The sequence below is a fragment of the Lactobacillus kullabergensis genome, from assembly GCF_000967195.1.
GTDB lineage: Bacteria > Bacillota > Bacilli > Lactobacillales > Lactobacillaceae > Lactobacillus > Lactobacillus kullabergensis.
This window is the reverse complement of the sequence record NZ_KQ033871.1, coordinates 761,818-772,755: the sequence shown is the minus strand read 5'-3', so window position 1 is coordinate 772,755 and position 10,938 is coordinate 761,818. Positions and strand designations below refer to the sequence as shown.

General features: G+C 39.1%; 15 protein-coding genes. 2 read left to right on the top strand and 13 right to left on the bottom strand.

Annotation, left to right across the window (positions count from 1 at the left end):
* The first annotated feature begins 457 nt into the window (after positions 1-457).
* Together JF76_RS04380 and JF76_RS04375 are read left to right on the top strand one after the other, a co-directional pair.
* Positions 458-739, top strand: a complete 282-nt coding sequence (locus JF76_RS04380) for a hypothetical protein (RefSeq protein ID WP_045927970.1) — start codon at positions 458-460, stop codon at positions 737-739.
* Positions 740-783: 44 nt separating this feature from the next.
* On the top strand, positions 784-1,239 hold the full coding sequence (locus tag JF76_RS04375; protein ID WP_045927969.1) for a universal stress protein: 456 nt from the start codon (positions 784-786) through the stop codon (positions 1,237-1,239).
* 49 nt (positions 1,240-1,288) lie between these two features.
* On the opposite strand, the gene JF76_RS04370 is transcribed toward JF76_RS04375, so the two are convergent.
* From JF76_RS04370 to atpB, 13 genes are all read right to left on the bottom strand, one after another.
* Positions 1,289-2,482, bottom strand: a complete 1,194-nt coding sequence (locus JF76_RS04370) for an FtsW/RodA/SpoVE family cell cycle protein (protein ID WP_045927968.1) — start codon at positions 2,480-2,482, stop codon at positions 1,289-1,291.
* Between the two features lie 16 nt (positions 2,483-2,498).
* The gene (locus JF76_RS04365; protein WP_034981177.1) at positions 2,499-2,726 is read right to left on the bottom strand and encodes a DUF2969 domain-containing protein; all 228 of its coding nucleotides are present in this window, start codon (positions 2,724-2,726) and stop codon (positions 2,499-2,501) included.
* 8 nt (positions 2,727-2,734) lie between these two features.
* Positions 2,735-3,028 (bottom strand): membrane protein insertion efficiency factor YidD, encoded by a 294-nt coding sequence (gene yidD / locus JF76_RS04360; protein ID WP_034981179.1) that lies wholly within the window; start codon positions 3,026-3,028, stop codon positions 2,735-2,737.
* 16 nt (positions 3,029-3,044) lie between these two features.
* On the bottom strand, positions 3,045-4,034 hold the full coding sequence (gene mreB, locus JF76_RS04355) for a rod shape-determining protein (protein ID WP_045927967.1): 990 nt from the start codon (positions 4,032-4,034) through the stop codon (positions 3,045-3,047).
* Positions 4,035-4,115: 81 nt separating this feature from the next.
* Positions 4,116-4,346, bottom strand: a complete 231-nt coding sequence (locus JF76_RS04350) for a DUF1146 family protein (RefSeq protein WP_034981184.1) — start codon at positions 4,344-4,346, stop codon at positions 4,116-4,118.
* Positions 4,347-4,419: 73 nt separating this feature from the next.
* A complete protein-coding gene (locus JF76_RS04345) occupies positions 4,420-4,857 on the bottom strand; it encodes a F0F1 ATP synthase subunit epsilon (protein WP_045927966.1) in 438 nt (145 codons plus the stop codon).
* Positions 4,858-4,868: 11 nt separating this feature from the next.
* Positions 4,869-6,308, bottom strand: coding sequence for a F0F1 ATP synthase subunit beta (gene atpD, locus JF76_RS04340; protein WP_045927965.1), 1,440 nt, complete (start codon positions 6,306-6,308; stop codon positions 4,869-4,871).
* A gap of 22 nt (positions 6,309-6,330) precedes the next feature.
* Positions 6,331-7,293, bottom strand: a complete 963-nt coding sequence (locus JF76_RS04335) for a F0F1 ATP synthase subunit gamma (RefSeq protein WP_045927964.1) — start codon at positions 7,291-7,293, stop codon at positions 6,331-6,333.
* A gap of 11 nt (positions 7,294-7,304) precedes the next feature.
* A complete protein-coding gene (gene atpA, locus JF76_RS04330; protein ID WP_034981193.1) occupies positions 7,305-8,816 on the bottom strand; it encodes a F0F1 ATP synthase subunit alpha in 1,512 nt (503 codons plus the stop codon).
* Between the two features lie 14 nt (positions 8,817-8,830).
* Positions 8,831-9,379, bottom strand: coding sequence for an ATP synthase F1 subunit delta (gene atpH, locus JF76_RS04325; protein WP_034981195.1), 549 nt, complete (start codon positions 9,377-9,379; stop codon positions 8,831-8,833).
* Positions 9,379-9,891: a F0F1 ATP synthase subunit B gene (gene atpF, locus JF76_RS04320; protein ID WP_034981197.1), complete on the bottom strand. Its 513-nt coding sequence runs from the start codon at positions 9,889-9,891 to the stop codon at positions 9,379-9,381. Before atpF ends, atpH begins: the two co-directional genes overlap by 1 nt.
* Positions 9,892-9,933: 42 nt before the next feature.
* Positions 9,934-10,158, bottom strand: coding sequence for a F0F1 ATP synthase subunit C (gene atpE, locus JF76_RS04315; RefSeq protein ID WP_034981200.1), 225 nt, complete (start codon positions 10,156-10,158; stop codon positions 9,934-9,936).
* Between the two features lie 18 nt (positions 10,159-10,176).
* The gene (gene atpB / locus JF76_RS04310) at positions 10,177-10,890 is read right to left on the bottom strand and encodes a F0F1 ATP synthase subunit A (RefSeq protein ID WP_034981202.1); all 714 of its coding nucleotides are present in this window, start codon (positions 10,888-10,890) and stop codon (positions 10,177-10,179) included.
* Between the last annotated feature and the right edge of the window lie 48 nt (positions 10,891-10,938).

Sequence of the window (10,938 nt, the reverse complement as noted above, 5' to 3'; positions counted from 1 at the left end):
AATTTATCTTTTTATTAGTAAAAGTTTGTAATAAAAAACTTATTTTTTGTAATATATTTGTACAACTTTTTAGACTATAAAAAATAAATAGCAAAAAAATAGCATTAAATATATAGCACTGATTTTGGACAAATAAAATATTTTATTTTTGCTGGAACAGATATTTAGTTTTCTATCTTGACAAAAGTTATGATGCTTAGTAGTATAATAATTGATCTGAGTCGATCGAATAGCTTAATTGTATAAGGTTGACCGGTCAAACATAAGACATGCGAGATAGTAAATAACTTTCGAATCGGAAAACTATCTTTTGCGATAGGATCCACATTCGTTGCGATACGTCTCATTTTTTGAACACTGCGGGTTCAACAAGCATTGTTTTGCTATGTTTCGATGACTCGGATTTCTTGAGAATATTAGGAAACGGTCTGCGGACCGTTTTTTGTTTGGAGATTTTATGGCTATAAAAGTTGTTATCACGATATATCTAGCAATATTACTTTTGACTGCCTTTTATTTATGGCATAACCGCCACAGTCATTTTCTGATTTATAATAGTAAGAACATTTCTAATTTCAGCTCTATCATGTCATGGACTGCAATCATCTTGCTTTTAGAAACTTTGCTAGGTTTGATTTTAGTATTTCATGAAAATAAGTATCTGAATTTAATTACCTTAGCTCTCAGCAGCATCACTATTTTAATTTTTAGTCTTATACTTAATCAAAAGGGTGATTAATTGCCCAGAAATTTGGTAAAATAATGGTAAGAGAGGTGTTTTAAATGATGAAACAATATCACCGTATTCAAGTCGCAGTTGATGGCTCCAAGGAAGCCGACTTAGCTTTTAAAAAAGCTATCGCTGCTGCTAAACGGAACGATGCTGCATTGGAAATTCTGCATGTCATTGATACCAGATCTTTCCAAAATGTCTCCAGCTTTGATTCAGAGATGGTTGAGCAAGTATCAAATGATGCTAAGGAAAAATTGCAGAATTACTACAAGCAAGCTACGGAAGCTGGCGTAAAGGAGGTTCACTATTCGATTGAATTTGGAGCTCCCAAGGCAATCATTGCCCATCAGTTTCCTAAAAAGCACCAAATTGATTTAATCGTATTAGGAGCTACAGGTCTGAACGCTGTTGAGCGCATACTAATCGGCAGCGTAACAGAATATGTTACCAGAACTGCTGATTGTGACGTCTTAGTCTGTCGCTCAAACGAAAACTTAACCAAGTAGAAAAAAAGCATTTCAGAAATGAAATGCTTTTTTTGTGTCTATTAAATTTTTAGAAATCGCCCGCTTGGCTGAACATGTAGTCTTTATTATGAAACTTCATGGACAAAATCATCCCAATACCAATCATATTTCCAATCAGGGCTGAACCACCCTGGGAAATAAAAGGCAATGGAATACCTGTGAGCGGCAAGAGATCAATACTCATGCCGATATTTTCAAACACATGGAAAAGTATCATCATAATTACCCCGGTTGAGACGTAAGAATAAAAGGCGTTTTTAGTATCAAATGTGATGCGAACCATCTGCACGATCAAGTATAAGTAAAGCAAAATGACGGCTACACTACCAACAAAGCCGAATGATTCACCAATTACTGAATAAACCATGTCAGAGCCCCGCACTGGTACGTAAACACTCAGCTTGCCAAAGCCATTGCCAAAAATTTGTCCAGAACCAATCGACTGCATACTTTGCCACAATTGATAGGCAGCTTTGGAAGTATCAGTAGATGGATTCAGCCAAGACATAATACGTCTGAACTGGTATGGTTGGAAAAAGTGACTTAAAATTGATTGTCCTCCAGGCGTTGTAACCATGTAAATGACTACGACTCCCAGAATAAAGACCGCCGCAAACATCGGTGCAATTATTTTCCAAGAAATACCGGAAACTAATACAACGCCCCCTACGATTGCAATAAAGACCAGCATCGTACCGAAGTCATTTTGCAATTTTAACAGAATGGCAATCGGTAAAAGCCAAGCCAGCATTTTGCCAATTAAAACCCAATCATTTTTGATAGTATGGGCAAACTTGTCATTATGCTCGCGCACGACCCGTGCCAGCATCAGTATAAAAGCGGGTTTCATGACCTCTGATGGCTGAAAAGAAATTGGCCCCAGCTTAAACCAGCTTTTGGCGCCGGCATCTGCGGCAATACTGCGATTGTAAAAGAACAAAACCGCAATCAAGAGCAAGATACCCAGCCCATAAACATAAGGCGCAATCCTATACAATTGCTCAGCATCAAACTGAATTACAAAAACAACGATGGCCACTGAAATAATATACCAAAGTCCCTGCATTGCCACAGCTTTTACCGGGCTGCCCATGTGACTGGGATCATCAACTGCCGCAAAATAAATGGAATAAAGGCCCACTGCTGCCAGCAATAGCACAGGGACAACAATATTCCAGGCAATTCGATCAAAAAGATTGGTTTTATTTTGTACTTTGACCATTAATTATCACAACCTATTATTTTTCATGTAAAGCAAAGTATGAAAGCAAATCATTAATGCTGCTTTCTAAGCTTTTTGCATACAAGATGCTATTGGTTTTGCCAGTTGTAGCCCGATAACGACCTGCAATTTTTTCAATTACACCAATAGATTTTTTCTGAGGAATTACAACTTCCCAGGTAGGGTTTTCTTTACCCTTGATTTCATTGATTTCAACGTTAATATTTTCTGGTTTTTTTGACATAAATTCTCCTACTTTATATTTGGATGAAACTTTTTCGCTATAATTTCATCTTCATATCGTTCTGGATGAGGATTTCGAAAAATAGTAAATTTATCTGGTACAGGATCAACTCCACCGCGCACAAAAGGATTGCAACGCAATATCCGGCAAATCCCCATTATTAGTCCTAAAAATGGCCCAAATTTGGTTAATGCATCAACCATATAGGTTGAGCAAGTTGGATAATAACGGCAAGATTTTGGTAAAGCCGGAGAAATGAATCTCTGGTAAATTTTAACTAAATAAATCAGTATTTTTCGCAAATCGAGCCTCCAAAAATTAGTGGCGCTGATGCTTTTCAATATTCTTGAGCAAAATTCCGGTACCAAGTGCTACCGCTTCAAGTGGGTGGTCAGCTGTAAGTACCGGCACTTTAAGATAATATGAAATCAGCTTGTCAATATTTTTCAAAAGCGCCCCACCACCAGTCAACATGATACCGCGATCAATGATATCCGCCGAAAGCTCAGGTGGTGTTTTTTCCAAAACTTCTTTAGTAGACGCGATAATAGTCATCAAACCATCGTGAAGTGCTTCCTGAATTTCAGGCGCAGTCACAGTGGCCTGCTTCGGCAAGCCATCAACCACATCACGACCGCGAACAGTGATTGTTTCATCCTTATCTGGTTCAAAAGCACTACCAATTTCAATTTTAATTTGTTCAGCGGTACGAGAACCAATCAGCAAGTTATGCTTATTTTTGATATAAGAAACAACAGCCTGATTCATATGATCACCGGCATAGCGCAGTGATTGACTGGTAACAATTTCACCCATTGACAGAACAGCAATATCAGTAGTACCACCGCCAATATCGATAACGATGTTGCCTTGAGGTTTAAAAATATCAAGACCAGCACCAACAGCAGCAACTTTAGGCTCAAAATCAAGGTAGACTTTTCCACCACCAGATTTTTCAGCAGCCTGAATAATCGCTTTCTGTTCAATTGATGTTACTCCTGTAGGAGCACAAATCAAAATATTTGGCTTGGACATAAAGCCCTTGACGTTTAGCTTTTCAATAAAGTATGACAGCATTGCTTCGGTAATATCAAAATCGGCAATAACACCATTTTTTAAAGGACGAATTACACGGATATTGCCCGGAGTTCTCCCTACCATCTTATATGCTTCTGTCCCGACAGCTACTACTTTATTTGTACTTGTATTAACGGCAACAACTGATGGCTCATTTAAGACAATTCCCTTGCCGGAAACATTGATGAGCACATTTGCTGTCCCTAAATCTATTCCTATATCTCTTGCCACGATAATCCTCCATCATATTCAATGTATATTTTACCATAAAGATTTCAAGTTTGTTTGCGACTTTATCCGCTTTACCAAGTCTTAAAAGAAATTACTTAATTGCAAAGAAGTATCAATTAATGTGATGAAAAAATTACCAACAAGAAAACCTAGAGCAATCGCAGCAAAAATCAGCAGCAGCTGTGCTTCGAAGATCCTGTTTTTACGAATTATTTTTTCAATACGGACGCTTTTCATAATTTGAAAGGACAAACCGATTGTAATTAAATAAATTACTATACTAATTAGGGCGTGAACGCCAAGTTGAAACATATTCTTTATCACTTTTCTTAAGTCACAATAAAAGCGGACGCACAAAGCAGTGCATCCGCTTAAAACTTTAGTTCTATTTGTCTGAATTGTAAACACTTATTCGATTGATGGCTCTTCTGAGTGCAACCTGTGCCCTCTCAAGTGATCGCTGGTCATGAGCAGCTTGAGCTTTTTTCAGTGCATTTTGTGCACGTTCTCTAGCTGCTTTAGCCCGAGATACATCAATATTGCCTGCTCGTTCAGCACTGTCAGCAATAATCGTAGCTACATTATTAGAAAATTCAAAGTAGCCACCGCTAACAGCAATGTGATTGACAATATTGTTCATTTCGCGGCTTCTTTTGACCTTAATCTCACCAATTGCCAGAGGGGTCAATATCGGCAAGTGATTGTACATCACTGAACGTTGACCGTCAATTGCCCGCATTTCCACAATACTGGAGTGGTGAGAAAATATCAGTCCATCTGGAGTTACAACATTTACCATAAAAAGTTTTTCTGGATCTGCCATTTGACATCACCTTACTTTTCTAATAATGCTTTAGCTTCTGGATCACTAGGAGTTACACCCATTTGCTCAGCCTTCTTTAAAACATCTTCAATTCGGCCTACACTACGGAATGCATCTTCAGGAAGATCATCTAAGTGACCATCCAAAATCATCTTAAAGCCTTTAATTGTTTCCTTAATCGGAACATAAGAACCAGGCACACCTGTAAATTGCTCTGCCACAAAGAAGTTTTGTGATAAGAAAAACTGTACTTTACGAGCACGGCTAACAATGACCTTTTCCTCGTCAGACAATTCATCCATTCCCAAAACTGAAATGATGTCTTGCAATTCATGGTATCTTTGCAAAATATGCTGTACACCTGTTGCCACTTCATAATGTTCTTGACCGACAATTTCTGGGTCCAAAGCACTGGAGGTTGACTGCAACGGGTCAACAGCCGGGTAAATACCTTGCTCAACTAGGCTACGTTCCAAGTTGGTAGTAGCGTCAAGGTGAGCAAAAGTAGTAGCTGGAGCCGGGTCAGTATAGTCATCGGCCGGCACATAAACCGCCTGAATCGAAGTAATAGAACCCTTCTTAGTTGAAGTAATTCTTTCCTGCAGCTGCCCCATTTCAGTAGCTAAAGTTGGCTGATAACCAACGGCACTAGGCATACGTCCTAACAGAGCGGAAACTTCGGAACCAGCCTGAGTAAACCGGAAAATGTTATCAATAAAGAGCAACACGTCCTGGCCTTCAACGTCTCTGAAGTATTCAGCTAAAGTAAGTCCAGTCAATGCTACACGCATTCTGGCACCAGGCGGCTCATTCATTTGACCAAAGACCATGGCTGTTTTGCTTAAAACGCCAGATGCTTTCATTTCAAAGTAAAGGTCATTACCTTCACGTGTTCTTTCACCGACACCGGTAAAGACAGAAATACCACCATGTTCTTGGGCAATGTTGTGGATTAATTCCTGAATGATCGTGGTCTTGCCAACACCGGCACCACCGAACAATCCAACTTTTCCGCCTCGAACATAAGGTTCAAGCAAATCAATAACTTTAATACCAGTTTCAAGAATTTCTTGACTTGTAGTCAACTCATCATATTTAGGAGCATTCTTATGAATGCTGTCACGAGCATGATCTTTTGCAAATTTAGGACCATTATCAATAGGCTGACCTAAAACATTGAAGACGCGACCCAAAGTGTCATTACCAACAGGTACAGAAATAGGTCCACCTGTGTCTTCAACTTTCATGCCCCGTCTAAGACCATTGGTAGATTCCATGGCAATTGTTCTTAAAACGCCATCGCCAAGTTCCAAGGTAACTTCAAGAACAACAGATTCATCGTCCGACTTAACGACGCGCAAAGCATTGTCAATATCAGGCAGATTTTTGTCAAGCGGAAATCTGACATCGACAACTGGGCCGATTACTTGAACAACTTCACCTTCACTCAAAACATCTACCTCCTTTTCTTAATTATTTCAAAGCATTAGCACCACTGACAATTTCAGTAATTTCAGTAGTGATTTCTGCTTGTCTTGCACGGTTTAATTTAGTAGTTAAACTCGAAACCAAATCATCAACGTTGTCCGTAGCACTCTGCATTGCAGTCATTGAACTGGCATGTTCTGCAGTTTTTGCATCCAGAATAGCTCCGTAAATTGTAGAACGGGCATATTGAGGAATTAGTGTCGTTAAAACGGCATTAACATCAGGTTCGATATCGTATTCTAAGTCTTTATGAGCTTCAGCTTCTTTGACACCAATATCAATGTCAACGATCGGCAGCATTTTTTCAACCCGAAATGCAGATGATAACGAGTTAATGTAGTGGGTGTAACAAACATACAGCTCATCATAAACTCCGTTTAAATACATTTTGATCGCAGTTGAAACAATAGGCAAAACTTCATCGAATGTTGGTACATCGCTAATGCTATCATTTTCATACACGACATTGAGATTGTTTTTCTTGAAAAAGTCTGCACCAACCGAACCAACGGCTAAGACTTTAACGTCTTTATGTTCAACTTTTGAATCCTCAAACAGACCCATCATGTTTTTAATGACGGCACTGTTATATGATCCGACCAGACCACGATCACCGGTAATAACCAAGTAACCGGTAGAATTGATCTTTTTGCGTGCCTGAACCATATCAGAAACAATCCCTAAGCCAAAGACATTTTCATAATCAATCTTGCCAATGCTGTCTTCGTCAATTGCTACATGCTCTTTACGCAAGTGATTGACTACCTCAGCACTCATCAAGCGTGATAAAGTTTGTCGCACATGATCATTATAAATCGTGTAACCTTTATCCCGTTTTTCTGTTTGGTTTAATTTCGATGCCGAAACCATTCTCATAGCTTCGGTAATTTTACCAGTTTGCTTAACTGAAGCTATTTTTTTCTTCAACGCAAGTAAAGATGCAGGCATATAACTACCTCCTATTTATTACTTGGTGAAAAACTATCCGCAAATTTAGAAATTGCTTCTTGCAATTTCTTTTCATCTGGCAGGTCACCAGTCTTACGAATATGTTCTAGTAAATCTGCGTGATTAGTATCGAAGTTGTCGTATAATTCTTTTTCAAACTTGGCTATATCATCAACTGGAACAGAATCAAGATAGCCATGAGTTAAAGCGTAAAGAATGACAACTTGCTTTTCAACCGCAATTGGCGTATGTAAAGGCTGTTTCAAAACTTCAACAACTCTTCGTCCACGATTCAGTTTGGCTTGAGTTGCCTGATCCAAATCGCTGCCAAATTGAGCAAAGCTTTCAAGTTCATGGTAAGCTGCCAAGTCAGTACGAAGCGTACCAGCAACTTTCTTCATAGCCTTAATTTGAGCACTACCACCAACACGAGAAACTGAGTTACCAGCATCAATAGCTGGACGAGTACCAGCAAAGAACAAATCACTTTGCAGGAAAATTTGTCCGTCAGTAATTGAAATTACGTTAGTTGGAATATATGCCGAAATATCTCCCGCTTCAGTTTGAATAAACGGAATGGCAGTCATTGAGCCGCCACCAAGTTTATCACTCAATTTTGCACTACGTTCTAGTAAACGAGAGTGCAGATAGAAGACATCACCAGGATAAGCTTCACGACCAGGCGGACGACGGAGAAGCAAAGAAAGTTCACGGTAAGCAACGGCTTGTTTTGACAGGTCATCGAAGACCACCAAGACATCCTTACCATTGTACATGAATTCCTCGCCCATAGCCGTTCCGGCATATGGTGCTATATACAGCATCGGTGCCGGTTCACTTGGACCGGCTTCAACTACAATTGTATAATCCATTGCGCCAAAGCGCTTTAACGTTTCTACTTGTGATCTGACAGTTGATTCCTTTTGACCAATAAAGACATAAATACAAATAACATCTTGTCCTTTTTGACTCAAAATTGTATCAATTGCCAAACTTGTTTTACCAGTCTTACGGTCACCAATAATTAACTCACGTTGACCTCGACCGATTGGCACCAAAGCATCAATAGCCTTGATTCCCGTTTGCAGCGGCTGATTAACTGACTGGCGTTCCATAACACCCGGTGCCGAAGACTCGATTGGACGAGTCTTTGACGTTTTAATTTCGCCAAGTCCATCAACTGGCTGACCTAATGGGTTTACAACGCGACCAATTAGTGCATCTCCAACCGGCACACGCATAATTTCACCGGTTCTTTTGACTTGGTCACCTTCACGAATATCATCAAAATTGCCCAAAATAATGATACCAACATCATTTGATTCAAGGTTTTGTGCAATACCATAAGAACCATTGTCAAATTCCAATAGCTCGTTGGCCAAAACATTGTTCAATCCGTGAGCCCGGGCGATACCATCACCTATGTAAGTAACAACTCCAACTTCATTAATGTCGAGTTTGTCATCATAGTGTTCAAGCTGCTGCTTGATTAAAGAGCTAATCTCTTCTGCTTTTATGCTCAATGGTTTCACCTCTTTTAATTTTTATTAACTAACTGCGCACGAATCTTTTTCAGTTTGTTTTTGACTGACCCATCGATTACGCAATCGCCAACTTTTAAAATTACACCGCCAATAATATTTTGGTCAACCACATTAGTGAGAATGACTTTTTGCAAATTATATTTTTGGGCGTAACCAGCACCTAATTTTTGTAATTGTTCCTGATCCAGTGGCACTGCTGAAACTGCAACGCCAGTTTCAATTTTTTGACTTTTATTATATAAATCATTGAAACAATTTATAATATCAGGCAATTCCAAAAAATGATCATAGTCTAACAATAAATTCAAAAAATTCTGAACTTCTTTAGTCAGACCCTGCTCAATCGCAGAAAGCGACTTTGCTTTTTCAGCACTGTTAAAAATTGGGTCGCTAAAAACTTTCAAAATTTGCGGATATTCTGAGATGGCTTGCGCCAGTTCCTGCAAATCTGCGTGAACTGAAGCCAAGGCATCCATATCTTCTGCATAATCAAATAGTGCAGTACCATAGCGTGCAGCAATTTCTGCTTTACTTAAGGCCATTATTTATTCAGCCCCTTAATAAATTGATCAACCAAATCTTTTTGGTCATCAGCAGATAAATTCTTAGAAATCACTTTTTCCGCAATCGTTACAGAAATATCTGCAACTTGTGCACGAGCTTCATCTAAGGCATCAGCTTTTGCCTGAGCAGCATCAGCTTTTGCTTTTTCATGAATAGAAGCCGCATTATCATTTGCTTCTGCCACAATTTGCGTACTGGTTTTCTCAGCACTTGCCTTTGCGTCAGTCAAAATTTGCGTTGCTTCTTGTCTTGAGTTCTTCAAGGCAGCTTCACGCTCATTAGCCAAAACTTCGGCCTTTTTGCGATTGTCTGCAGCTGAATCAAGATCACTGATTACCTTTTGGCGTCTTTTTTCCATCATGTCGGAAACAGGTCCCCAGGCATAATGTTTAACCAAAATAAGCAAAATTGCGAAAACAATTAAATACCAAAGAGTATTTCCAAGGTAAATGTGACCTGCTGAGGCTGCAAATAAAATTTGAAATGTCATTTACTGCCCTTCTCTCTTTTACCTAAATTATTTTAAATAAAATTAAACGAAGAGAATCAGGAAAGCAACAACAATCGCCAAAATAGGAACGGCTTCAATCAGACCAACACCAATGAACATTGTTGATCTTAAGTTACCAGCGCTTTCTGGTTGACGAGCCATGCTCTCAACTGTCTTAGTAATAACTTTACCGTTACCCCAAGAAGCTGCTAAAGCAGCGATACCAGCTACGATAGCTGCTGAGATATATTTAAAAGCTTGTGACATGTTTAAACCTCCAAAAAATTATTCTTTTGTAACCTTTTTTCCGACATAGACCATGGATAAAGTTACGAAAACATATGCCTGGATAGAGCCAATGAAGACAGAGAATCCTTGCCAGATCATAGCTAACGGTGCTGCTAAAACCAAAGTGATAACACCAAAGCTAGGAGCAAAGCTATTACCTATTAAAGTTAATAACACTTCACCTGCGTAGATATTACCATATAAACGCAAAGATAATGTCAAGAAGTTAGTGACCTCTTCAATCATATTAATGGGGAACAGGAAACTAACAGGTTCAGCATAATTACGCCAGTAGCCACCGGTACCGAATTTTTGCATTCCAAATGTAAATGAAAGAAGCAAGGTCATCATTGCAAACGACATTGTCGTCACCGGATCTGCTGTGGGAGATTTAACAAAAATATTGTCCCCCGCTTTAACCTCTAGGAAGAGGCCCAACTGGTTCATGAACCAAATGTAGATGAACAGAACAAAAGCATAAAGCGAAAGGTGCTTTCGCGCATCAACATCACTGACATTGTCTTTAACAATACCATCAGTGAAGTCTATCAAATATTCCATGATATTTTGCTTTTTATTCGGTTTCATCTCAACTTTTCGTGATAACCATATGCAGACAAACAATACTACAGCTGCCATTAAAGTTGAGCCGATGATCCCAGAAAGATCAAATGTCAAACCCAGAAATTTAAAAACAAATGATTGCTCCAATTCTTCGTGACCTCCCTTCTCGTGCCCAAATTATCGAACACTCATACA